The sequence below is a fragment of the Sphingopyxis granuli genome, assembly GCF_001559015.1.
In the GTDB taxonomy this organism is placed as follows: Bacteria; Pseudomonadota; Alphaproteobacteria; order Sphingomonadales; family Sphingomonadaceae; genus Sphingopyxis; species Sphingopyxis granuli.
Map to the genome: position 1 here is coordinate 3,242,758 of NZ_CP012199.1, position 23,653 is coordinate 3,266,410.

Sequence of the window (23,653 nt, forward strand, 5' to 3'; positions counted from 1 at the left end):
CGCTCCTTTACAAAAAAGCGCCGGAACCGATAGGGAAGGTCGGCGCGCCGCCTAATGAACGCCTATTCAGCGCCCCGCAAGGAGTTTGGCACTAAAATGCCCGGCATGATCTCGCTGTTCCCCGTTTCCCGTCTCGCGCTGGTTGCGGCGCTCCTTCTTCCCTCCATGGCGGCCGCCAGCGAACTGACGCCCGAACAGATGGCCTGGTATCGGGCCCAGATGGGGCTTGCGTCGGTCTCGACCACACCGCCGACGGCGACCAATACGGTCGGCGACGCGGTGATGGAATGGCGGCGCCTGACCCAGGACCAGAGCGCCTCCTTCGACCGCCTATCGCGCTTCCTGATGGCGAACAAGGGCTGGCCCGACGCGGACAAGATGCGCACCCGCGCCGAAAAGGCGATCGCGATCGACAGCTTCGACCCCGCGCGCACCCTCGCCTATTTCCAGGCCTATCCGCCAAAGACGCCGAGCGGCGAGCTGCGCATGGCGCTGGCGCTCAACGCCTCGGGCCGCCGCGACGAGGCCTATGCCGCCGTCCGCCGCGCGTGGACGAGCGGGCCGCTCGACGAGAGCGAGGTCAACCGCGTGCTCTCCTTCTTCCCCGGCGCGCTGAGCCTGGCCGACCATGATGCGCGGATGGACCGGCTGCTGTGGTCGAACAACACCGCCGCCGCGGCGCGCCAGCTCGGCTTCACCTCGCCCGAAAGGCGCGCGCAGTTCGCGGCGCGGCTCGCGCTGCGCAGCGCTGCGGTCGACGCCGCGCTACAGGCCGCGGCGGTCGAGGCGGCCAACCCGGCGATCCTGCGCACCGACCCCGGCTATATCACCGCCAAGGCGACCTGGCTGCGCAAATCGGGCCGCGTCGGCGAGGCGCGCGCGCTGCTGGCGGGCCCGCGCAGCCTGTCGAGCCCTCCCACCGACGCCGAGGAATGGCTCGAAACGCTGCTGACCAACGCGCGGCAGGCCGACGCGGCGGGCGACAAGCTGACCGCCTACAATATCGCGAAGCAGATCGACGACGCGCTGCCGCCGGGCACGGTGGTGCGCGAGACGCCGCTGGGGGTGCGCGACGATTACACCTCGCTCGCCTGGCTCGCGGGCCAGCTCGCCTTCAAGGATCTGCGCCGCCCGGCCGAAGCGGTGCGGCTGTACCGCGCCTATGGCGACGCCGCCCGCTCGGCGCAGACGCGCACCAAGGGCTATTACTGGGCCGGCCGCGCGGCGCTGGCGGCGGGCGACGCCGCGACCGCCAACGCCCATTTCGCCGACGCCGCGCAGCATTACGACCAGTTCTACGGCCAGCTCGCGCTCGAACGGCTCGGCCGGCCGCAGCCGCGCCCGGCCCCGGTGCCGAGCATCCAGGTCAGCGGCGCCGAGCGAACGGCATTCGACGACGACCGCCTCGTCCGCGCGTCGCGCGTGCTGGGAGAGATCGGCGCGTGGCGCGAACAGTCGCTGTTCCTGCGCGCGCTGGCGCAAAAGGCGACCTCGCCCGCCGATCATGTGCTCGCGGGCCAGCTCGCGCAGCAGATCGGCCGCCCCGACCTGGGCGTGATGATCGGCCGCAGCGCGCAGGCGAACAGCCTCGACGCGGTCGAAGTGTCGGGCTTTCCGACCGTCCGCGTTCCCGCCGGTCATGAGGGCAACTGGACCTTCATCCACGCGATCACGCGGCAGGAAAGCCAGTTCGATCGCGCCGCGGTCAGCCATGCCGGGGCGCGCGGCATGATGCAGCTGATGCCCGGCACCGCTCGCGAGGTCGCGGGCAAGCTGGGGCTCGGCTACGACGCCGGATCGCTGACCACCGACACCGGCTACAACATGACGCTGGGGTCGACCTATTTCCAGCAGATGCTCAGCTATTTCGGCGGCAGCTACCCGCTCGCCGTCGCCGCCTACAACGCCGGGCCCGGCAATGTGAACAAATGGCTGCGCGCCAACGGCGATCCGCGGACGGGCGCGATCGACATCCTCGACTGGATCGAGGCGATCCCGATCTTCGAGACGAAGAACTACGTCCAGCGCGTGCTCGAGAATGCCGTCGTCTACGACACGCTGCGCGAAGGCGGTCGGACGCTGCCCAAGGCGCCGCTGAGCTTCTACCTCGGCAAGTCGAACCCCGGCTGAAGCCCATGGCGGGGGACAGGAGCAACATCATCAGCCCGGCGGGCTTCGCCGCGCTGCGCGCCGAATATGACGCGCTGCTGGGCGGGGAGCGGCCGAAGCTGGTCGAAACGATCAGCTGGGCGGCGGGCAATGGCGACCGCAGCGAGAACGGCGACTATATCTACGGCCGCAAGCGGCTGCGCGAAATCGACCGGCGGCTCGCCTTCCTCGCGCGGCGGATGAAGGCGGCGCGCGTCGTCGATCCGGCGGCGCAGCCCGACCGGGACCGCATCTGGTTCGGCGCCAGCGTCGAGCTTGCCGACGAGGACGACATGCGGCGCACGGTCACGCTGACCGGCGACGATGAAGCCGACGCCGGCGCCGGGCGGATCGGCTGGAACAGTCCCCTCGCCCGCGCGCTGCGCGGCGCGGCGGTCGGCGACCTGCGCACGGTCCAGCTTCCCGCTGGCCCGAAAGAATGGGAAGTGATGGCGATCGCCTATCCCGGCGCTGGTTCGACCACGCCCTTACCGGAATCCGGAATCAATTGACGTAAGATCGACTCAGACCGTCATTGCGAGCGAAGCGAAGCAATTCAGAGCGGTTTACGCACACCCTGGATTGCTTCGCTTCGCTCGCAATGACGCTTTCACCTGATGCCTTTATAATATCAGGGCTGCAGCAGCGCCGGGACGATCCAGATCGCCGACAGCACGACGATCACCGCCGCGAGCGATATGGCGAGGACATAGCGGACATTATGCCCCTTGACGGCGCTGGTGGCTTCTTCATCGGTGACTTCGACATGTTCGTCGACGACTTTCATGACCGGGCTCCCTATCGTTGGCCTGCAAAGGCAACGCGCTGCCCGCAAGCGCGGTTCCAGCGCAGGTGGGGAGAGTATGGCGCCAGAGGGTCTGTAAGCCGGGTTCTGTCCACCCCTTGCGGGGATGGGCGATCATTCCTCTAGGCGGCCGGTTGCCCGGACGCTCAAGCAGTCAACCCGGACGGCGGGGCCGGAACCAGCCCTGGGCACCCTCCCCTAAGAAAGGGGCCCGTGCCATCCCTATTCGACCTTGCTCCCGGTGGGGTTTGCCGTGCCGCGTCCGTTGCCGTCCGCGCGGTGCGCTCTTACCGCACCCTTTCACCTTTCGCCGGGCCGAAGCCTTTGGCGGTCTGCTCTCTGTGGCACTTTCCCTGAGCCCGCCCGAAAGCGGACCCGCCGGACGTTATCCGGCACCGTGGTTTCCGTGGAGCCCGGACTTTCCTCCCCTTCCCTCGCGGAAAGCGGCGATCGCCCGACCCTCTGGCACGGCACAATATAGCGCGGATGGCGGGCAATTGCGAGCGATTGTAAGAGTGTCGGCTTTAGGGTGAGGAACTGACATAGCTCTCCTCCACTTCCGTCATCCCGGGCTTGACCCGGGATCCCGCTTTTTGGGGCGTCGACCGGTCTTCGGCATCAAGCGGGGCCCCGGATCAAGTCGGCAATTATCCCTTTTCGACAAGTCACTGTTCCCCGGCGAAAGCCGGGGTCCATGCGGGGCAGCGCTGTGCCATCTGGACCCCGGCTTTCGCCGGGGAACGGTTCCTGACTTGCCTGAAGGATATATATCCCGATCAAGTCCGGGGTGACGATGAAAGATAGGTCGGCTCCCGACCGAACCCCGCCGCTCAATCCCCCTCGGGCTGCGGCAACAGCAACGCGAGCAGGATCGCCCGGCATTCGCCATCGATCGTGCCGTCGATCAGTTCGGGACGAAAACGGCGCTGGAACGCCACGGTGGCCGCGAAGCCGTCGGTCACGTCGTAGCCGAAGCGCTCGAGCGCGAGCAGGAAGCCCGCGTCGGTCCACAGCGGATCGGTCAGCTTCTTGGTCGGGCGCGGCAGCGCGAGGCGGCGGCGCGCCAGTTCGTGCCACGGAAACAGTTCGCCCGGGTCCTGCTTGCGCGTCGGCGCGATGTCCGAATGGCCGACGACATTGCCGCGCGTGACGCCGTGGCGGTCCTTGATCAGGTGGACGAGCCGGACGACCGAGGCGATCTGCGGGTCGGGAAAGGGCACGTAGCCGAATTCGTGCCCCGGATTGACGATCTCTATGCCGACGCTGGCCGAATTGATGTCGCGCACGCCCCGCCAATGCGACTTGCCGGCATGCCAGGCCCGCTTGTCCTCGGGCACCATATGGGTGATCTGCCCATCCTCGCTGACGACATAGTGCGCCGAAACCTTCGCCGCGGGATCGGCAAGCCGATCAATGGCTTCGGCGCCGGTCTTCATGCCGGTGTAATGCAGGACGATCATCGAGATGGGCAGCGCGCGCTCGTCGAAATTGGGGGACCAGCGTTCGATAAAATCGCCCATGCCTCTCGCGATCCATTATTGTTCCGGCCCGGCGCGGAACCGCTCTTTCCCCTGCGCCAGCGGGGCGCAAAAAGCAAGGTCAGGCGGCGACGGGGCGCCGCACCTGCTGGTCGGCCGGTTCGTACAGGCCGCGCAGGCGCGGGCTGGCGACGAACTGGTCGGTCTGCCCGAGCACCGTCTCCCCGGCGCCGAGGACAAGGAAACTCTGCGGCGCCGCGATCGCGCGCAGCCGCGCGAACGCCTTCTGCCGCATCGGCATCGCGAAATAGAGCAGCAGGTTGCGGCAGAAGATCAGGTCGGCCGGCGCGGCCAGCGGCGGCCGGTCGATCAGCATGTTCTGCACCGAAAAGTCGACGCGGCGGCGCAGATCGGCCTTGGCGAGCCATCCTGCCTCGGTCTGGTCGAACCAGCGGACCATGCGCTGCACCGGCAACCCGCGCTGAATCTCGAACTGGCTGTAGAGCCCGACCCGCGCGCGCGAAATGGCGTGATGGCTGACGTCGGTGCCGATGACGTCGACGCGCCAGCCCGCCCAGCGCTCGCCCTGCTCGGCGAGCAGCATCGCCATCGAATAGGCTTCCTGCCCGGTCGATACGCCGCAATGCCAGATCGTCAGTTGCCGCTGGCGCGCGTTCACCACGCGAAGATATTCAAGCGCCTTCTCCGCAATATCGTCGAAGACGCTGTGTTCGCGGTAAAAGAAGGTCTCGTTGTTGAGCATCGCATCGACGGTGTCGTCGAGCAGTTGCCGCCCGTTCGCGGTGACGAGCGCGGCGACCAGCGCGTCGAGGTCGGCGATGCCGTGCCGCTGCAACACCGGCTTCAGCGACATCTCGATCCGCCAGATGCGGTTCGGCGACAACGTCTGGCCGGTGCGCGATTCGAGCACGCTCATCAGGACGCGATAGGCCGATTCGCTGGCCGTGCCGCCGCCCATCATCGCCGCGGCCGTCCCGCCAGGCTGCCGCCCAGCATCAGCGCGATCGCGTCGGGGTTGAGCGTCGCCGCGGCAATCCCGGTCCGGCTGACCGCGCCGGGCATGCCCCATATCACGCAGCTTTCGGGCGCCTGCGCGAAAACCGTGCCGCCCGCCGCCTTCAGGCGCGCGGCTCCCTGCGCGCCGTCGCGCCCCATGCCGCTGAGGATCACCGCGACGCCGCCCTCGCCATAGACCTCTGCGACCGACGCCAGCATCGGGTCGGCCGAAGGACAGCAGCCATTGTCGACCGGGTGCCGGTCGAGCGCGATCTCGCGCCGCCGGCCGTTGGCGACGACCACCAGATGCGCGTCGCCCGGCGCCAGATAGATATGCCCCGCCTCGACCGGCATCCCCGCCGTCGCGACATGGACACGGCGCGTCGTCAGCGTCGCAATCTGCCGCGCATAAAATTCCATGAAGGCGTCGGGCAGATGCTGCGTCAGCAGGATCGGCGCGCGAATGCGCGGATCGAGGTGCGCGAGAAAGGTCGTGAACGCCGGAATGCCGCCGGTCGACGCCGCCACCGCGATGCATTCGAGCGGTTGGCCGGCGTCGATCACCGGCGCCGCCGCGAGCCGCGCCGGACGGCGGACGGCGCGCGCCGCGGCGGGAATCGCCGGCGGGCGCTGGCCAAGCGAGAGGATGCGATCGGTCAGCACCTCGGCAAAGCGGCCCGAGAAACTGCCGCGCCCGGGCTTGGCGAGCGTGTCGCTGGCGCCGAGCGCCAGCGCGTCGATCGCCGCCGATCCGCCCTCGACGCAATTCGACGACAGGATCAGCACGCGCGCATTCGCCGCGCGCTGGAGGATGAGCGGTAGGGCGTCGATGCCCGTCATTCCCGGCATTTCGAGGTCGAGCACGACGACGTCGGCCGGTTCGCGCGCCAGCCAGGCGAGCGCATCCTGCGCCGAGGCGAAGGACGCGCAGATGCTGAGCCCCGGCCGCTGCTCGATGATGCGTTCGAGGATGCTGCGCACGACGAGGCTGTCGTCGACGAGCATCACGCGCACGTCGCGCGGAACCGGGCCGGCCTCTTCCGGCGGCGGATCGGTCGGGCGGGGTTGCGGCCGGGTCATGCGGCGGTCTCGAACAGCCTCAGGCAACGCCGACGAGTTGCAGCTTTCCTTCGAGCGTTTCGCGGTCGAACGGCTTCATCACATATTCGTCGGCGCCGGCTTCGATCGCCGCGCGGATATGGTCGATGCTGTTCTCGGTAGTGCAGAAGACGACGCGCGGCCGCTCGTCGTGCCCGAAATCGAGATCGTTGAAGGCGCCCAGGAATTCCATGCCGCTCATCACCGGCATGTTCCAGTCGAGCAGGATCACGTCGGGCCGGTTGGCGCGGCAGAAGCGCAGCGCTTCCTGGCCATCGGCCGCTTCATCGACCGCAAAGGCCATGCTTTCAAGGATATGGCGCGCGACCTTGCGAATGACCTTGCTGTCATCGACGACCAGACAGGATTTCGACATTTTCTACCTCCGACCCCCGGGGATTTCGGCCACCCTAGGCCAAAGGGGTATGCAGCGCGTTAACATGATGGGCACCCCGTCAGGCCGCCCGCGCGGCGGGCGCGGCGATGAAATGCGCCGGGTCGACGACGAGCAGCGATGCCCCGTCATGCTCGATCATCGCATCCGCGACCCGCGCCCAGCCGGGCAGCAGCTTGCCCGCGACACGCGTTTCGGGCGCCGCGATGAAACAGACATCCTCGATCGCGTCGGCGAGCAACGCATAGCCGTGCCCACCGACGTCGACGACGATCACGCGCTGGCCGGGAGCGACGGGAACCGCCGGCAGGCCGACGACGACATGCGGGTCGATCAGCGTCAGCACGCGGCTGCGCAGCGCGAAGATTCCTACGACATGCGGCGGCGCGGCGGGAACCGCGACCGGCTGGCCGACGGTGACGACCGAATTGATCGCGTCGCTGCGCAGCGCGACGCGCGTGTCGGCGATCCGCGCGACCAGATAGAGCCTGTCGATCACGGCCGGCCTCCCCCGACATGCCGGCGCAGCGCATCGAGAAGCGCCTGGCGATCGTAGCGATAGATGGTTTCGTCGGCCGGCCCGGCCGTCGCCGCCGAAGCGCGCAGGCGGATCACCGGGACGCCGCCCCCGCCATGTGCGCAAAGCCCGTCGTCGGCGGCAAGGCACAGCAGCACATCGGGCGCCTCGCCTTCGCCGGCATCGCCGTCCGACACAACGCGATAACCCGCGCCGCGCAGGATCGGCGCGAGGAAATTGCCACCCCAGCCGTCGGCATCGTCGGCGATGCGACACAGCGGCCGGCGGGCCTCCTCCACGGACGGGGTCAGGACGGCCGCGTGGCGTTCCATCAGCCAGAACGGATCGATCAGTTCGACCGGCTCGCCGCCGACCAGCACGACGCCGGCGACCAGCCCCGGCGCCGCGGCGGGCTGCACCGCGTCGGGCAGCCGCACGATGTCGACGACCGCCGCGACCGGATAGCAGAGCACCGTGCGGCCATCGAACAGGCGCAGCAGCTTCACCGTGCCATGGCCTTCGGGCAGCGCGTCGGCGTGGACGGGGAAGATATCGTCGCCGATCTGGACCCGCACCGTCCCGGCGCTTTCGAACAGGGCGAGCGCGGGCACTTCCTCGACGCGCTCGATCACCGACAGGCGCACGCCGCGCGTCCGGCCATCGGTATCGCGGAACAGCAGAAGCTGCGCCGCGTCGCGCGCCGCGGCCGCGGCGGCGGCTTCCTCGGCGGCGGCGGCTTCGCCGCGGTCCGCCTCGACCGCGTCGATCGCCGCGGCGGCCAGCAGTCCCTGCACGTCGAGCAGCAGCACCGGCTGCCCATTGTCGGGCAGCGTCGTGCCCGCATAGAGGCCGGTCGCCATGATGATCGGCGCCGCGGGCTTGATCACCAGTTCCTCCTGATCGTGGATCGCCGCGACGCTCAGCGCATAGCTCTGCCCCTGCCCCGGCCGGACGATCACCAGCGCGCGGTCGTCGTCGTCCTCCTCCGCATCGCGCGGGCAGCCGAGCACCTCCTCCAGCCGCAGCAGGGGATAGCGCTGCCCGCGCACGGTCGCCAGTTCGCCGCCGCCGACGCGGTCGATGCGCACCGTATCGCTGTTTTCGAGCAGAATCTCGCGCACCGCGCCGCGCGGAATCGCGAAATATTGCCCGGCGGCGCGCACCATCAGGCCGGAGATGATCGTCAGCGTCATCGGCACGCGCAGCAGGATCGACAGGCCGCGTCCTTCCTCGTTGCGCAGTTCGACGACGCCGCCGATCTTCTCGACATTGGCCTTGACGATATCCATGCCGACGCCGCGTCCCGAAATCGCCGTTACCCGCGCCGCGGTCGAAAAGCCGGGGCGGAAGATCAGGCCGAGCCGTTCGGCGGGCGTCAGCGCGCGCGCGTCGCTCGCGGTCAGGATCCGCGCCGCGACCGCCTTGGCGACCAGCGCGTCGGGCGACAGGCCGCGGCCGTCGTCGCGCACCTCGATCTCGATCTGGTTGCCCGACTGGCGCGCCGCGACGACGATGGTCGCGGTCATGTCCTTTCCCGCCGCCGCGCGGTCGGCAGGCGCCTCGACGCCATGGTCGACCGCGTTGCGGACGATGTGGATCAGCGGATCGCGGATATTCTCCATCATCTCGCGGTCGAGCTCGACCTCGCCGCCGCTGGTCGTGAAGCGGATTTTCTTGCCCGTTTCCTGCGCCAGGTCGCGCACGATCCGCGGCAGCGGCGCGAACAGCTTGTCGATCCGCTGCATCCGCATCTGGCTGACCGAATGGCGCATGCCGGCGATCGAATCCGACAGGCGGTCGAACGAGGCGATCAGTGCCGGATCGGCCCCCGATTCGCGCAGCATCCGGGCGAATTCGTTGCGCGCGAGGACGATGTCGGTGACGCCCGTCATCACGCTGTCGAGCAGCGGCAGCGGCACCCGGATCGAGCGCCACCCCTGCCCGTCGGCCAGCAGATCGTCCTCGCGGCGAAGCGGAATGCCCGCGACCTCGACCGCCGGATCGGCTTCGGCCTGCCGGCCGTCGAGCGCGGCGATGATCGCGCCGTCGTCGCCCGCGGGCTCCGCCCCGTCGCGGCCCAGCACGTCGCACAGCTCGCTCAGCCGGTCGACGATCGCCAGCACGGCGGTGACGAGCATGGCGTCGGCCGGGCGGTTGCCGCGGCGGACCTGGTCGAGCGCATCCTCGGCGGCATGCGACAGCGCGGTGACGCGCGGCAGGGCCAGAAATCCCGAACTGCCCTTGATCGTGTGGACGAGCCGAAAGATCGCGTCGAGCCGCTCGTGATCGGCGGGGTCGGCCTCCCACGCGACGATCGCCCCCGCCGCTTCGGCAAGGATTTCCGACGTCTCGGTCAGAAAATCGTTCAGCAGATCGTCCATCGCGGTATCGGTGCGCCCCTAAATCCTGCGCGCACCATGGCCGACAATGGTTAACGGAGGGTTTGCCTGGCCCCCTTGAGCACCGCCCCGACGAGCAGCGAGGTCGGCGTTTCGCGCGCGAGCATCACCGTGCCGCCATTCTGCGCCGCGACCGCCTGGACGAGCGCGGCGGGCGCGGTGCGCGACGTCATCGCGGCAGCCCCTTCGCCTTCGGAAAGCAGGCGTTCGACATCGGCATCGACGAGGATGCGCTCGGCCTCGGCATGCAGCGCGATCTCGATCCCCTCGCCCGCCTTTTCGCAGCCGATGTCGAGCCGCCCGCCGCGCACCAGCCCATCGACGAGGATCAGCGCGAGGTTGAGGATGATCTTGACCGCCGGCTTGGGCAGCGGTTCGTCGGCGATCATCCAGTTCAGCTCGATCGGCCGGTCGGCCATGATCCCCTCGATCGCGGCCTTCGCCTCGTCGGGCGGCACCGCGTCGCCGAACCCGCCCGCCGAACCGAAAGCGAGGCGGAAGAATTTGAGCTTGTTGGCCGACGTCCTCGCGCTCTGTTCGAGCAGATCGAACACGCGCGCGCGCATTTCGGCGTCCTGCTCGTCGGCGAGCAGTTCGAGCCCGTTGGCGAAAGCGCCCACCGGGCTGAGCAGGTCGTGGCACAGGCGCGAGGCCAGCATGGACGCGAAATCGACGCGATCGTCGGTCATGGATGAAGGCTCCCCCCAGGGCGGACCGGACCCGGTCCGCTGCCGCTCCTACGGCAGCGAAGGGGCGAAGGGCAAGCGCGATCCCCTTGAATTTCGACGCGCCGAAGCCACATCGGCCCCGATGCAGGGGGACGACGCTATCTTGACCGTGACGCTGGCGGACAGCGCGGCCGGATTGCGGCTCGACCGCGCGCTGGCCGAGGCGCTGCCCGACCTGTCGCGCGAGCGCGTCAAGACGCTGATCAAGGGCGGCCGGGTCGCCGACGCGCGCGGCACGGTGCTGTGGGACCCGGCGGCGAAAGCCGCGGCGCCCGCGACGCTGGAAGTGCGCGTGCCGACCCCCGCGCCCGCCCACAATGTCGCGCAGGACCTGGATCTCGTCATCGCTTATGAGGACGAGCATCTGATCGTCGTCGACAAGCCCGCGGGCATGGTCGTCCACCCCGCCGCGGGCAATCTGGACGGGACGATGGTCAACGCGCTGCTCCACCATTGCGCGGGGCAGTTGTCGGGGATCGGCGGCGTCGCGCGGCCGGGCATCGTCCACCGCATCGACAAGGACACCAGCGGGCTGATCGTCGCCGCCAAGCACGACAAGGCGCACGAGGGACTGGCGAAGCAGTTCGCGGCGCACAGCATCGATCGCCGCTATCTCGCCATCGCGACCGGCCGCCCGATGCCCGCGAACGGCACGGTCGAGGCGGCGCTCGGACGCTCGCCGACGAACCGCAAGAAGATGGCGGTCGTGCCCGCGGGGCGCGGCAAGCAGGCCGTCACCCATTATCGCACCATCGAACCGCTGCGCGGTGCAACGGTCGTCGAATGCCGGCTCGAAACCGGCCGCACCCACCAGGTGCGCGTCCACATGGCGCATATCGGGCATCCGCTGGTCGGCGACCCGGTCTATGGCCGCACCCGCAAGCCGCTGTCGGACGTGCTGAAAGCGCGGGGTTTCGAGCGGCAGGCATTGCACGCGGCCCATTTGGGTTTTATTCATCCGGTAACTGGCAAAAGGATCGCACTCGACAGCGATCTGCCCGCGGACATGCGGGAACTGATCGACGAACTGCGCGTTTAGGTTTCGAATGAAAATCTATTTTGACCGCCGGAACCAACCGCGGCAGGATATTTTCAGGTTTTAGGGAAGACACTTTACCAATGGCGAATAAAAGCAACGTTCCGGCTGTGGTGCCCGCGCTCGGCGGTGAGGCGAGCCTGAACCGCTATCTGGCCGAAATCCGCAAATTCCCCCTGTTGACGCCCGAGCAGGAATATATGCTCGCCAAGCGGTTCCAGGAACATGACGACAATGAGGCCGCGGCGCAGCTCGTGACCTCGCACCTGCGTCTCGTCGCCAAGATCGCGATGGGCTATCGCGGCTATGGCCTGCCGGTCAGCGAGCTGATCAGCGAGGGCAATATCGGCCTGATGCAAGGGGTGAAGAAATTCGACCCCGACCGCGGCTTCCGCCTCGCCACCTATGCGATGTGGTGGATTCGCGCCTCGATCCAGGAATTCATCCTGCGGTCGTGGAGCCTCGTGAAGATGGGCACCACCGCGGCGCAGAAGAAGCTGTTCTTCAACCTCCGCCGGATGAAGAACAACCTCGAGGCGTTCGAGGACGGCGACCTGAGCCCCGAGCATGTCGCGAAGATCGCGACCGACCTCGGCGTCACCGAGGACGAGGTGGTCAGCATGAACCGCCGCATGGCGATGGGCGGCGACACGTCGCTCAACGTCCCGATGGGCGAGGACGGCGACAGCCAGTGGCAGGACCTGCTTGGCGACGAAGGCCCGCTGCAGGACGAGCGCGTCGCCGAGGCGGAGGAACGCGACGTGCGCCACGCGCTGCTCAGCGAAGCGCTCGAAACGCTGAACGACCGCGAACGCCACATCCTGACCGAACGCCGCCTGACCGACGATCCCAAGACGCTCGAGGACCTGAGCCAGGTCTACGACGTCAGCCGCGAGCGCGTCCGCCAGATCGAGGTGCGCGCGTTCGAAAAGCTGCAGAAGGCGATGCTGAAGCTCGCCGGCGAACGGCGGCTGATTGCGACCTGACCGGCGGGGCCCCACGTCCCGGGTTAACGTCATTTGATTCGGGCCGGGGCTGGCGCGACACCGTTTCCTTCGTCATGCTCGCTCTGTTTCGGCATCCATGACCTGCGCTTGCGGCAGATGCCGCGCAACGCGGGAGGGCAGACCGTGGATGCTGAAACAAGTTGGCAATTATCCCCTTCCGACAGGTGAGCGTTCCCCGGCGAAAGCCGGGGTCCAGATGGCACGGCGCTGCCTCGCATGGACCCCGGCTTTCGCCGGGGATCACCAGCGTCCCTGTCTCAGGGGTATAAACGCCAACTTGTTTCAGAGCCTGCCCCGGACCCGATCCGGGGGTCCATGGTCTGCCCTCGCCTGAAAGGCGGCACAAAAGGGAAGGTCCGGCCATGGATGCTGAAACAAGTTCAGCATGACGAATAATGGACCTGATCCGGGGGAAGCAATCCAGGGCGTTTACCGCGCGCTCTGGATTGCCGCGCGGCTTCGCCGCTCGCAATGACGAGTCCATTCGATGTCATCGCGCTCCAAATCCAGCATGACGGGATCGGGGATGGCCGAATTTTTCCGACCCCGACCAACCTGGCTGCGTCACCGCCTGATCGCGGCGTGAATTGACAGGCGGGAGCAAAGGATTAGCCTCGCGCGCTGACGCTTCGTCATCGCTACAGGGGACTCAATCATGTGGAAATGGATCCGGATACCCAAGGGTATCGCGCTGCTCGCCTTCCTGCTGCCGTGGATGACGGTCAGTTGCTCCAACCAGAAGATTGCCGAGGCGAGCGGGTTCGGCCTCGCTTTCGGCAGCATCAAGACGATGGGCCGGGCATCGAGCAGCGGTGACGGCGCCGCGATGAACCTGTGGTTGATCCTCGCGCTGCTCGCGATCGTCGGCGGGCTGGTGCTGCTGTTCACGCGCGGGCGCGAAACGGCGAAGCTGGTGCTCGGCACCTCGGCGGCGGCGCTGCTGCTGATCCTGATCGGGACGTGGCGCTACAGCAAGGACGCGATTGCCGCCGAAGCGGCCAAGAATGGCGGCGGCAACGGCGGACTCGATCAAGCGGCGCTGTCGATGATCCAGATTCACTGGGAATTCGGCTATTGGCTCGCGCTGCTGGCGCTGATCGCGGCGGGCGTGATGGCGTGGCTGGTGATGAGCGGCAAGGAAGCCGAGGCCGAGGCAAAGATGCGCTCGCTCGCCGCCGATGCCGCGGACGCGGCCAAGGTTGCCGCCGCCAAGGCAGGCGACGCCGCCAGGGATGCGGCAGCGAAGGCGAACGACGCGATCGATGCCGCCAAGGACGCCAGCAAGGACGCCAGCAAGGACAGGGCCGGCGACGATGCCGGCGCCGCGCCGGACGGGAAAGACGGCGACCCGCCGAAGCCCTGAACCGGCGAGAATGGCGGCCGTCGTACGCTCCGGCCTGCGGCCCCGTTCCCAGGAGCGTAATCCGCTTTGACTGAAACATTTGCGTGTCCCCGCGCAGGCGGGGACCCTAGGCAGGCTGGCGCAAGGTCGCTCTGGGTCCCCGCCTGCGCGGGGACACATCTATAAACCAGCCGGTTTCATTCAAAGATGATCATGCGTCAAAGTCATATGCTTCCGCGCCTTCGGGAAGCTTGCGCTTTTCCGCTTCTGGTTGAGGCTCATTCAAGCCAAACATGACAGAATCTAAAAACGGCGCGCAAAGCCGAAATAGAGTTGGAAATCGGGACTGGCGCGGTTGAGGCCGATATTGACGCCGATGTCCCATTGGCTGTCGTCGTCCGGCTGCCATCCGGCCGACAGCCCGGCGAGCCATTCGCTGTCGTGCCCGGCAGGATCGCGGTCGCGCGCGAAGGAAAGTTCGGCCGCGATCGATACCGCGTCCGACGCCGCGAAACCCAACCCGGCCACCGTGCCATAGGCGAGATGGCGGCCGTCCCCGTCGGCGTCGACCGCCGCGTCGACGTGCGGCGTCAGGCTGAGCGAAACCGCCCCCGCCTCGACGCTCGCCGGGATCAGCAGGCCCGCGCCCCAGTCGCCGGCGCCGAGCGCGCGGCCGCCGACCGGCAGGCTCGCATAGGGCATGACCGCCAGCGAAAATCCCGAGCCGTCGGGATTGCGCAGGTTGCGGCGCAGCGCCAGCGTCACGTCCCCCGTCCCGGTGCGGCCGGCCGCGGTCCCCGCAACCATATCGCGCTCGCGCACACGGCCGAGCGCGGTCCAGCCGATCTGCACCTCGGTCGACGGCGTCAGGCCGACGCGCAGCAACGCCTCCCCCGCGGTCACCGTGTCGGTGCGCAGGGTGCCGTCGCGCTCGCGCGTCCAGTCGCCGATGCCGAGTTCGAATACCACGGTCCCCGCCTCCACGGTGCAGGCGGGGGTGCCGAGCCCCGGCCGGTCGGGGCACAGCGTGCGCGGTTCCTGCGCTGCCGCCGGGGCGGTCGTCGCCAACAGGACAATTAGCACAAATGCGGGCGGCAGCATGACGAATCGACGCATGCGATCGGGACTTTTCCTTTGCATCGCACTCGACTAGGCCGCTTCGATGGCGAGGAAAAGCGGGACGCGGGCGAAATCCACCTTGGGGCGGTTCTTCGGGACCGCGCTCAAGATTCTGGTCGGCGCCCTGCTCTTCTCTGTCCTCTGGGTGCTCCTCTATGCAGTCGTGCCGCCGCCGGTGACCTTCACCATGCTCGCCGACGGCAACGGCATCACCAAGGACTGGACCAGCCTGTCGCGGATCGACCGCACCATGGTCCGCGCCGCGATCGCCGCCGAGGACGGTAAATATTGCAGCCACAACGGCTTCGACCGCGCCGCGATCGAGCAGGCGATCGAGCGCAACGCGCAGGGCAAGCGAATCCGCGGCGGATCGACGATCAGCCAGCAGACGGCAAAGAACGCCTTCCTGTGGCAGGGCAGCGGCTGGACGCGCTATCTGCGCAAGGTGCCGGAGGTGTGGTTCACCTTCCTGATCGAAAAGATCTGGGGCAAGCGGCGGATCATGGAGGTCTACCTCAACATCGCCGAGACCGGCATCGGCACCTATGGCGTCGAGGCGGGGGCGCAGCGCTATTTCAAGCATGGCGCGAGCCGGCTGACGCCCGCCGAAGCGGCGCGCATCGCCGCGATCCTGCCGCTGCCCAAGAAGCGCGAGGCGATCAGCCCGTCGGGCTTCACGCGCCGGTACGGCAACATGATCCGCGCCCGCATCGGCGTCGTCGCGCGCGACGGGCTCGACGCGTGCGTCTATGAATAGCGGCGCGCCGTCGGCGTAGGCCCGGAGCGCGCGAAAGGACGCCGCAGGCGACGTCCGCCATCGGTTCGCCGCACAATGCACTCCAATTACCGGCGCAAGCAATCGCGCGCTCTTGCAGGGACTCCGCAGGTGCCGGAAAGGGCGACCTGAACGCGGGGGCGGCTCATTGAAGGAGTGATATCATGAGTGCCGTTTCCAGAAATTCCCGAATAGCGTTGCTGCTCGCCATGCTGGCCGCACCGGCGACGGTCGGCCTGGCGGCGCAGCCGCAGCAGGACGCGTCCGAGGGCGACGTCATGACGACCGTCTATGGCACGCTGCCGACCGAGGCGGAGATGACCAAGGGGCCGGAGATCGAGGGCATCATCTCCGCGCGCAGCGGCAACCGGATGCAGGTCACGACCGCCGACGGCGCCAACACGGTCATCGCCATCACCGACACCACCCGGATCAAGTCCAAGGGGGGCTTCCTGGGCCTCAACCGCAACAAGCTCGCCGCCGATTCGCTGCTCAACGGGCTGCCGGTGACGGTGGAGACGCTGCAGTGGGACGGCGGCCTGGTGGCGAGCCAGATCGACCTCAAGAACAAGGACCTCAGGACCGCGTCGATGATCCACAACGGCACCGACCAGCGCTTCGCCGAACAGACAGCGGCGACGGAGGCGCTGCGCGGCCGCATGGGCGACATCGACCAGTATAATGTCAAGGGCACGACCAACGTGAACTTCGACGTCGGCAAGGCCGTGCTGTCCGAGCAGGCGAAGGCCGAGCTGTGCGCCACGGCCAGCCAGGCCGAGGGGATGGACAACGCGCTGCTGCTCGTCGTCGGCTACACCGATTCGACGGGAAGCCAGGAGTTCAACCAGCAGCTCAGCGAAAAGCGGGCGGGCCGCGTCGTCAATCATCTTCAGCAGGCCTGCGGCTGGAAACCCTATCGCATGCTGACCCCCACCGGGATGGCGGAAGCCGACCCGGCGGCCAGCAACGACACCATCGAAGGCAAGGCGCAGAACCGCCGCGTCGCGGTGAACGTGCTGGTCAGCAAGGGCCTCGACGGCCTGTAAGGAGCGCGGGGTGGGCGCCGCCCACCCCGATATTTCCGGGGCGGTGCCGGATGGCGTCGCCCCCGGATTCTTCATCTTAGAAACATCGCGGTGTTCCCGCGGAGGCGGGGATCCAAAACGACGCCCAACAGCCCCGCTACGCCGGCTTCCAGCTCTTGCGTTCCTCGGCCTGTTTCAGCACCTCGAATGCCGCCTGCCCCGCCGCGAAGCGCTTCGCCGCTTCTTCGTCGCCGGGCCTGACGTCGGGGTGGCATTCCTTCGCCAATCCGCGCCACGCCTTCTTCGTCGCCTCGAAATCGGCGTCGGGGTCGAGCCCCAGCACCTCGAGCGCGCGCATCTCGTCGGCGCTGCGGCTGCCGTCGCCGGGGCCGCCCCAGCCATAATGCTGTGCGCGGGCATAGCTGCGCGCGCCGCGCGCCTCGTCGGCGGCGCGCTCGGCCGCCTCCTCGGCGCTCAGCCCGGCGAAATAGTCCCAGCCGCGATTATATTCGGCGGCGTGCGCCTCGCAGAAATACCAACGTTCGGGGCTGTTCGGCGACTTGGGGGCGGGACAGTTGCCGGGTTCCTCGCAACCGTAGCGGTCGCAGATCCGCACCTTCTGAGCCTCGCGCGACGCGCCATAGGCGCGCCAGCGGGGGAAACCCCAGTCGTCGGATCTCTTGGCGCGGCTCATCCCGTTCATGTAGCGGTTGGGAGACGCGATGGCTAGGCGGCAGCCTCAATCATTCACCTCATAGCCGAAGGCCTTGCGCGCCAGCTTGACCACCGCGGGATCGCGTTCGGGCGGCGTCATCGGCACCGCAGCCTCGAGCCGCTCGGCGACATGGGTCAGCGCGGCGATGCGCGCCGCCTTCTTGTTGTTGCCGTCGATCACCTTCCACGGCGCCCAGCGCGTGTCGGTCTGCTGGAACATCTCCTCCATCGCGGCGAGATAATCCTGGCGCTTGGCCCGGTTGCGATAATCCTCGCTCCCCGTCTTCCACCGCTTCCACGGATCGTCGAGGCGGTCGGCGAAACGCCGGTCCTGTTCCTCCTGCGTGACGTGGACGAACAGTTTGACGAGGTTGGTCGCCGATCCGGCCAGCTGCGCCTCGAACTCGTTGATCTCGTCATAGCCCTTGCGCCACTCGGCCTCGGTCGCGAAGCCCTCGACCCGTTCGACGAGGACGCGCCCGTACCAGCTGCGGTCGAAGACGCAGATTTCGCGGTTTCCGGGCAGGCGCGTCCAGAAGCGCCACAGGAAATGCCGCGCCTTTTCCGCATCGTTCGGTGCGCCGATCGGCCAGACCTCGTAGAAGCGCGGGTCGAGCGAGGCGGTCATCCGCTGGATGATCCCGCCCTTGCCCGCCGCGTCCCAGCCTTCGAGCATGATGACGCTGCGCTGGCCATAGGCGATGTGCGCGGCCTGGATGCGTTCGAGCCGGTCCTGCAGCGCGGCGAGGTCCTTGCCATAATCGCCCTCGTATCGGGCGCCGGTTTCATGATCGGAGAGCGAGATGGTCATGCCGTCACCCTAGCCCAGCCCGACGCGCGCGACCAAGGGGGTGATCGCATATGTCGCTATCTGATACAGCCGCGGACGCCTTTCCCGGGCGGTCAGAGCAGTCCGGCGAGCAGGTCCGCGACGCGCCCGGGCGCTTCCATCGGGATGAAATGGCTGTTCTGAGCCCACAGCTCGTCGCGCACCGCGCCGAGGTGCGGGCCGAGTTCGGTCCATGTCGGGCTTTGCGAGAAATCGAGCGCGCCGTCGCGCGTTCCCGCCGGGGCGCGGATCAGCGTGACGGGCGCCGCGAGGGCGCCCAGCCACGCATAGGGATCGTTCCGCAGCGCATTCTGATACATCGATGCTTCCAGCGCCGGCGGGCACGCCAGCTCATAGCCCTCGCCCGAAGCGGCCGGCAGCAGCCCGTGGGCGCAATAATCGGCGAGCACCCGCGGGTCCCACCGGCTGTAGGGCAGGCGATCGGCGAAGCGCGCGCGCATCTCGTCCGCGTCCGCCCACTGGTTGCGGCGGCGCGACACCGGAAATTCGGCCGGATCGGGCACCGGCGCATCGCCGCCGCCGGCATAGAGCGCCGGCGCCATGATCACCGGGTCGATCAGGACGAGATGGCGAAAGGCCTCGCGCCGCTCGGCGGCGAGACGGGTAAGGACATAGCCGCCCATGCTGTGGCCGCAGCCGACAAACGGTCGCCCCGCGAAGCGATCGACCAGCGGCAGCAGCACGCGCGCGTTGATCGTCCAATCGGACAGCGACGCCGGCCGAAAGCTGCGCCCGTGGCCGCGATGATCGGGCGCGACGACATGCGTGCCGGGCGGCAGCGCCGCGACCACCCGATCCCAGCACCGCGCATGAAAACCCGTCGCGTGGAGAAGCAGCAGCGTCGCCCCTTCCCCCAGCTGCCCCCATTCGAACCAGCAGATGTCGCCGTCCGGCGTGGCGAGACTGTGCGTGGTGGGACCCTGCTCCGTCATTTCGCCGCCTCGATGCAAGGAACACCATAAAGCGCCATCTGCCGGTCGCTCGTCACGACCATCAACCGTTCCCGCTCCGCCTGCGCCAGAATCAGATGATCGAACGGGTCACCGTGATGAAAGGCGAGCGTATCGAGCGCGCGGATATGCTCCGCCGTCACGGGCAACAAGTCGATGCGCTGATCGTCAAGCAGCTCGGCGAAATGGCTTCCCGATTGCGCCAATTTGCCGACCCGCCATTTTATCGTAATTTCCCAAAGCGACACGATACTGACCAGCACGTCATTGTCCGCATCGGCGATCAACGCGCGCGACACGGGGCCGAGGTGCGGCGAATCCTCCAGCCACCAGATCAGCGCATGGGTGTCGAGCAGCAGCCTCATTTATACCAGTTGCGCGCGGCCTCGGTATCTTCGCCATAGAGGGCGTCGAGGAAGCCTTCGGGCCATTCGTCGAAATCGTTGGCGACCCCGGTCTTCCCCCGCAGCGCCCCCGGCTGCCGCGGCTTGGCGTTCCGCGGCGCGGGCTTGATCGTCGGCGGGCCGGCCGCATAAGCGGGCGCGACGGTAAAGGGCATGGACATTTCCCGCACTCCGGCTTCGGGCGGCGGCGCATCGGCCAATTGCCGCAGATAATCCTTCACCAGCGCCGACAGCGACATCCCCAGTTCCGCCGCGCGAATACGCGCGCGGCGATGCGTTTCGTCGTCGAGGGCGATAGTGACATTCTTCATGTGAAACTGCGTATCACAGTTTCACAACTATCGCAAGAGAAAGCCCGAACGGAGCGTGTCCGTCAGCCCTTCGGACCGTCCACCAGCCGGATATGGAGTTCGCGAAGCTGTTTCTCGGTGACGGGCGCCGGGGCGCCCATCATCAGGTCCTCGGCCTTCTGGTTCATCGGGAAGACGACGACCTCGCGAATGTTCGGCTCGTCGGCGAGCAGCATCACGATGCGGTCGACCCCCGGCGCCGACCCGCCGTGCGGCGGTGCGCCGAACTTGAAGGCGTTGATCATGCCGCTGAAATTGGCATCGACGTCGGCCTGCGAATAGCCGGCGATCTCGAACGCCTTGTACATGATGTCGGGGCGATGGTTCCGAATCGCGCCCGACGATAGTTCGACGCCGTTGCAGACGATATCATATTGCCAGGCGAGAATATCGAGCGGGTCCTTCGTTTCCAGCGCCTCCAGCTCGCCCTGCGGCATGCTGAACGGGTTGTGGCTGAAATCGATCCTGCCCGTGTCCTCGTCGGCCTCGAACATCGGGAAATCGACGATCCAGCACAGGTCGAAGCGGTTCTGGTCGATCAGGTCCAGCTGTTCGGCGACGCGCGTGCGCGCGAGGCCCGCGAGCTTCGCCGCGACGGCTTCCTTGCCCGCCGCGAAGAACAGGCCGTCGTCGGGGCCGAGGCCGAGTTCGGCGGCGAGCGCGTCCATCTTGTCCGGTCCGTGGTTCTTGGCGATCGGGCCGCCCCATTCGCCGCCCTTGCGCGTCGCATAGCCGAGCCCCGCAAAGCCCTCGCCCTGCGCCCAGGCGTTCATGTCGTCGAAGAATTTACGGCTCTTTTCCGCCGTCCCCGGCGCCGGCACCGCGCGCACCACGTCGCCCGCCGCGACGATGTCGGCGAAGCGGCCGAAGCCCGATCCGGTGAAATGCGCCGACACGTCGGTGATGATCAGCGGGTTGCGCAGGTCGGGCTTGTCATTGCCGTATTTCAGCATCGATTCGCGGTAGGGAATGCGCGGGAAGCTGCCGGCCGGGGTCACCGACCGGCCGTTCGCATATTCCTCGAACACGCCCGCGAGGACGGGTTCGATCGCATTGAAAACATCGTCTTGCGTGACGAAGCTCATCTCGAAATCAAGTTGGTAGAACTCGCCCGGCGAACGGTCGGCGCGCGCGTCCTCGTCGCGGAAGCAGGGCGCGATCTGGAAATAGCGGTCGAAGCCCGCGACCATCAGCAGCTGCTTGAACATCTGCGGCGCCTGCGGCAGCGCATAGAATTTGCCGGGATGGACGCGGCTGGGCACCAGATAGTCGCGCGCACCCTCTGGCGACGAGGCGGTGAGGATCGGGGTCTGATATTCGGTGAACCCCTGCTCGACCATACGGCGGCGCAGGGAGGCGATGACGTTCGCGCGCAGCAGGATATTGGCGTGCAACCGTTCGCGGCGCAGGTCGAGGAAGCGGTATTTCAGGCGGATGTCCTCGGGATATTCCTGCTCGCCCGCGACCGGCAGCGGCAGTTCGGCGGCCGCCGACTGCACCGCGACGTCGCGCGCGCGCACCTCGATCTCGCCGGTGGGCAGGTTCGCATTCACCGTCTCGGCCGAGCGCGCGACGACGTCGCCGGTGATCGTGACCACGCTTTCGGCGCGCAGCCCGTCGAGCGTCGCGAAGGCCGGATCGCTGCTGTCGGCGACGATCTGCGTCAGGCCGTAATGATCGCGCAGGTCGACGAACAACAGCCCGCCATGGTCGCGCTTGCGGTGCACCCAGCCCGACAGGCGGACCGTCTGGCCGACGTCCTGGCTGCGAAGCTGGCCGCAGTTATGGGTGCGATAGGCGTGCATTTTCGTGTCTTTCAAAGGCTGGAGAGACGCGCCCCGGAAACGCGCCGACATGGCCGCGCCTAAGGCAATGCGGCGCGCCGTTTGTCAAGGGCAGGCTGGGAAATGGGTTCGGGGCGAGCCGGGATAGGGGAAAGAAAAAATGCGCGCGGAGGCGCAGAGACCGCAGAGATTTCGGTTCACGCGGAGGCGCGGAGGCGCGGAGAGGCAGCGCTTGCCGCGAAGCGGCTTTTCTCTCTCCAGCTTCGCGATGAAATCGAGGTCAGGAAAGGAAGGGCCAATCGGCCCGACTTTCTCCGCGCCTCCGCGTCTCCGCGTGAATTTCATTCTTTCCTCCTCTGCGGTCGCTGCGCCTCTGCGCGAATCTCTATTCTCCCCGCCGCAGCGCACGAACCGCGCCACCACCAATTTTTCCTGCCCGTCGCGAAAAAGTCGCGGTATAGGCGCCCCATGCAAATCCATCCGTTGATCGAGTCCAGCGCGGCGCTCCTTGAATTTGTCGACCTCATCAAAGACAGCGATTTCATCGCGGTCGATACCGAGTTCATGCGCGAGAATACCTTCTGGCCCGAACTGTGCCTGATCCAGATCGCGGACAGCAACCATGCCGCGGCGATCGACCCGATGGCACCGGGCATCGACCTGCAGCCGCTGCTCAACCTGCTCGTCGACAATGAGGACGTGCTGAAGGTCTTCCATGCCGGGGGGCAGGATGTCGAAATCATCTTCAACCTGACCGGCAAGACGCCGCATTCGATCTTCGACACGCAGATCGGCCAGATGGCGCTCGGTCAGGCCGAGCAGGTCGGCTATTCGAACCTGGTCGAGGCGTGGCTGGGGGTGCAGCTCGACAAGGGCGCGCGTTTCACCGACTGGAGCCGCCGGCCGCTCGACAAGCGCCAGATCGACTATGCGATCGGCGACGTCACCCATCTCGCCAAAATCTTCCCGATGATGCTGAAGAAGCTGGTGAAGACCGGCCGCGGGCACTGGCTCGACGAAGAAATGGAAAAGCTCGCCGACCCGGCGCACTACAGCGTCGATCCGGACAAGGCGTGGCTGCGGATCAAGGCGCCGACGCGCAAGCCCGAGGTGCTCGGCCGGCTCAAGGCACTGGCGGCGTGGCGCGAGCGCGAGGCGCGGAACAAGAATTTGCCGCGCGGCCGCATCGTCAAGGACGAGACGCTCGCCGACCTCGCCGCGCATCCGCCGAAGGATCAGGACGGGCTGGGCCGGGTGCGCGGCCTGTCGGCGACGTGGAAATCGAACGATATCGGCGGGCGGCTGATGGACGCGCTCGCCGGCGCGCAGCCGCTGGCGAAGGAAGACATGCCCGACCGCGCCCCGCGCGGGCCGGGGCTGGGCAAGGAGGGCGCGCTCGTCGCCGACCTGCTCAAGCTGCTGCTCAAGATCCGCTCGCGCGAACTCAACGTCGCGGCGCGGCTGATCGCGCGCAGCGACGATCTGGAAGCGCTCGCCGCCGGGCGCCGCGACGGCATCGCGATGATGCAGGGCTGGCGCTACGAGGTGTTCGGCCAGGCGGCGCTCGATCTGGTCGAGGGACGGATGGGTTTCGCGGTGCGGGGCGGCAAGCTGGTGATGAGCGAAATCGAGCCGGCGGCCGCCGACGCCTGACGACCATTGGCTTGGGGGTTGGTTCCCCGGCGCGGCACGATCGCAGACGTCAAGCGGCGG

At 67.7% G+C, this 23,653-nt stretch carries 23 protein-coding genes and 1 other RNA gene; 8 read left to right on the forward strand and 16 right to left on the reverse strand.

Annotation, left to right across the window (positions count from 1 at the left end; translation table 11 throughout):
* Positions 1 to 96: 96 nt before the first annotated feature.
* Together SGRAN_RS14805 and SGRAN_RS14810 are read left to right on the forward strand one after the other, a co-directional pair.
* Positions 97 to 2,130, forward strand: coding sequence for a lytic transglycosylase domain-containing protein (locus SGRAN_RS14805; RefSeq protein ID WP_067184879.1), 2,034 nt, complete (start codon positions 97 to 99; stop codon positions 2,128 to 2,130).
* Between the two features lie 5 nt (positions 2,131 to 2,135).
* Positions 2,136 to 2,660, forward strand: coding sequence for a GreA/GreB family elongation factor (locus tag SGRAN_RS14810; RefSeq protein ID WP_067184881.1), 525 nt, complete (start codon positions 2,136 to 2,138; stop codon positions 2,658 to 2,660).
* Positions 2,661 to 2,779: 119 nt separating this feature from the next.
* On the opposite strand, the gene SGRAN_RS22625 is transcribed toward SGRAN_RS14810, so the two are convergent.
* The 9 genes from SGRAN_RS22625 to SGRAN_RS14850 all read right to left on the reverse strand — a co-directional run bounded on the left by SGRAN_RS22625 (position 2,780) and on the right by SGRAN_RS14850 (position 10,545).
* Positions 2,780 to 2,935, reverse strand: a complete 156-nt coding sequence (locus tag SGRAN_RS22625; RefSeq protein ID WP_156483147.1) for a hypothetical protein — start codon at positions 2,933 to 2,935, stop codon at positions 2,780 to 2,782.
* A 78-nt stretch (positions 2,936 to 3,013) separates the two neighbouring features.
* Positions 3,014 to 3,419: RNase P RNA component class A (gene rnpB / locus SGRAN_RS14815), an RNA gene on the reverse strand.
* A gap of 364 nt (positions 3,420 to 3,783) precedes the next feature.
* Positions 3,784 to 4,473, reverse strand: coding sequence for an N-acetylmuramoyl-L-alanine amidase (locus tag SGRAN_RS14820; RefSeq protein WP_067113140.1), 690 nt, complete (start codon positions 4,471 to 4,473; stop codon positions 3,784 to 3,786).
* 79 nt (positions 4,474 to 4,552) lie between these two features.
* Positions 4,553 to 5,413 (reverse strand): CheR family methyltransferase, encoded by an 861-nt coding sequence (locus SGRAN_RS14825; protein ID WP_237233528.1) that lies wholly within the window; start codon positions 5,411 to 5,413, stop codon positions 4,553 to 4,555.
* The gene (gene cheB / locus SGRAN_RS14830; RefSeq protein WP_067184883.1) at positions 5,410 to 6,528 is read right to left on the reverse strand and encodes a chemotaxis-specific protein-glutamate methyltransferase CheB; all 1,119 of its coding nucleotides are present in this window, start codon (positions 6,526 to 6,528) and stop codon (positions 5,410 to 5,412) included. Before cheB ends, SGRAN_RS14825 begins: the two co-directional genes overlap by 4 nt.
* 19 nt (positions 6,529 to 6,547) lie before the next feature.
* A complete protein-coding gene (locus SGRAN_RS14835) occupies positions 6,548 to 6,922 on the reverse strand; it encodes a response regulator (protein ID WP_067113125.1) in 375 nt (124 codons plus the stop codon).
* Between the two features lie 79 nt (positions 6,923 to 7,001).
* A complete protein-coding gene (locus tag SGRAN_RS14840) occupies positions 7,002 to 7,439 on the reverse strand; it encodes a chemotaxis protein CheW (protein ID WP_067184886.1) in 438 nt (145 codons plus the stop codon).
* Positions 7,436 to 9,838 carry a chemotaxis protein CheA gene (locus tag SGRAN_RS14845; RefSeq protein WP_067184889.1) on the reverse strand — a complete coding sequence of 801 codons (2,403 nt, stop codon included), beginning with the start codon at positions 9,836 to 9,838 and terminating at the stop codon, positions 7,436 to 7,438. The genes SGRAN_RS14840 and SGRAN_RS14845 overlap by 4 nt, the downstream gene beginning before the upstream one ends.
* Before the next feature lie 50 nt (positions 9,839 to 9,888).
* Positions 9,889 to 10,545 (reverse strand): histidine phosphotransferase family protein, encoded by a 657-nt coding sequence (locus tag SGRAN_RS14850; protein ID WP_067184891.1) that lies wholly within the window; start codon positions 10,543 to 10,545, stop codon positions 9,889 to 9,891.
* A gap of 121 nt (positions 10,546 to 10,666) precedes the next feature.
* Between SGRAN_RS14850 and SGRAN_RS14855 the strand changes: the two genes are divergently transcribed.
* The 3 genes from SGRAN_RS14855 (at position 10,667) to SGRAN_RS14865 (ending at position 13,990) form a co-directional block, all read left to right on the forward strand.
* The gene (locus tag SGRAN_RS14855; RefSeq protein ID WP_067187107.1) at positions 10,667 to 11,623 is read left to right on the forward strand and encodes an RluA family pseudouridine synthase; all 957 of its coding nucleotides are present in this window, start codon (positions 10,667 to 10,669) and stop codon (positions 11,621 to 11,623) included.
* Positions 11,624 to 11,703: 80 nt separating this feature from the next.
* Positions 11,704 to 12,606 carry an RNA polymerase sigma factor RpoH gene (rpoH, locus tag SGRAN_RS14860; protein WP_067113112.1) on the forward strand — a complete coding sequence of 301 codons (903 nt, stop codon included), beginning with the start codon at positions 11,704 to 11,706 and terminating at the stop codon, positions 12,604 to 12,606.
* Between the two features lie 676 nt (positions 12,607 to 13,282).
* Entirely contained in the window at positions 13,283 to 13,990 is a 708-nt protein-coding gene (locus tag SGRAN_RS14865; RefSeq protein ID WP_067184894.1) for a hypothetical protein, read from the forward strand.
* A gap of 282 nt (positions 13,991 to 14,272) precedes the next feature.
* Here SGRAN_RS14865 and SGRAN_RS14870 read toward each other — a convergent pair whose 3' ends face one another.
* On the reverse strand, positions 14,273 to 15,085 hold the full coding sequence (locus SGRAN_RS14870; protein WP_067184897.1) for a transporter: 813 nt from the start codon (positions 15,083 to 15,085) through the stop codon (positions 14,273 to 14,275).
* Positions 15,086 to 15,131: 46 nt separating this feature from the next.
* On the opposite strand from SGRAN_RS14870, the gene mtgA reads away from it, so the two are divergent.
* Both mtgA and SGRAN_RS14880 read left to right on the forward strand, forming a co-directional pair.
* On the forward strand, positions 15,132 to 15,845 hold the full coding sequence (mtgA, locus tag SGRAN_RS14875) for a monofunctional biosynthetic peptidoglycan transglycosylase (protein ID WP_067184899.1): 714 nt from the start codon (positions 15,132 to 15,134) through the stop codon (positions 15,843 to 15,845).
* A 182-nt stretch (positions 15,846 to 16,027) separates the two neighbouring features.
* Positions 16,028 to 16,909, forward strand: a complete 882-nt coding sequence (locus SGRAN_RS14880) for an OmpA family protein (protein ID WP_067184902.1) — start codon at positions 16,028 to 16,030, stop codon at positions 16,907 to 16,909.
* A 136-nt stretch (positions 16,910 to 17,045) separates the two neighbouring features.
* Here the strand turns inward: SGRAN_RS14880 and SGRAN_RS14885 are convergent, their stop codons facing one another.
* The 6 genes from SGRAN_RS14885 to aspS all read right to left on the reverse strand — a co-directional run bounded on the left by SGRAN_RS14885 (position 17,046) and on the right by aspS (position 21,961).
* Entirely contained in the window at positions 17,046 to 17,582 is a 537-nt protein-coding gene (locus tag SGRAN_RS14885; RefSeq protein ID WP_067184905.1) for a J domain-containing protein, read from the reverse strand.
* 45 nt (positions 17,583 to 17,627) lie between these two features.
* Positions 17,628 to 18,413, reverse strand: coding sequence for a polyphosphate kinase 2 family protein (locus SGRAN_RS14890; protein ID WP_067184908.1), 786 nt, complete (start codon positions 18,411 to 18,413; stop codon positions 17,628 to 17,630).
* A 92-nt stretch (positions 18,414 to 18,505) separates the two neighbouring features.
* A complete protein-coding gene (locus tag SGRAN_RS14895; protein WP_067184911.1) occupies positions 18,506 to 19,384 on the reverse strand; it encodes an alpha/beta fold hydrolase in 879 nt (292 codons plus the stop codon).
* Positions 19,381 to 19,767, reverse strand: a complete 387-nt coding sequence (locus SGRAN_RS14900; protein ID WP_067107540.1) for a type II toxin-antitoxin system VapC family toxin — start codon at positions 19,765 to 19,767, stop codon at positions 19,381 to 19,383. Before SGRAN_RS14900 ends, SGRAN_RS14895 begins: the two co-directional genes overlap by 4 nt.
* The gene (locus SGRAN_RS14905) at positions 19,764 to 20,117 is read right to left on the reverse strand and encodes a hypothetical protein (RefSeq protein WP_067184913.1); all 354 of its coding nucleotides are present in this window, start codon (positions 20,115 to 20,117) and stop codon (positions 19,764 to 19,766) included. The genes SGRAN_RS14900 and SGRAN_RS14905 overlap by 4 nt, the downstream gene beginning before the upstream one ends.
* Before the next feature lie 62 nt (positions 20,118 to 20,179).
* Entirely contained in the window at positions 20,180 to 21,961 is a 1,782-nt protein-coding gene (gene aspS / locus SGRAN_RS14910; protein ID WP_067184916.1) for an aspartate--tRNA ligase, read from the reverse strand.
* Positions 21,962 to 22,408: 447 nt separating this feature from the next.
* Here aspS and rnd point away from each other — a divergent pair, with 447 nt between their 5' ends.
* On the forward strand, positions 22,409 to 23,593 hold the full coding sequence (gene rnd / locus SGRAN_RS14915; RefSeq protein WP_067184919.1) for a ribonuclease D: 1,185 nt from the start codon (positions 22,409 to 22,411) through the stop codon (positions 23,591 to 23,593).
* The last annotated feature ends 60 nt before the right edge of the window (positions 23,594 to 23,653 follow it).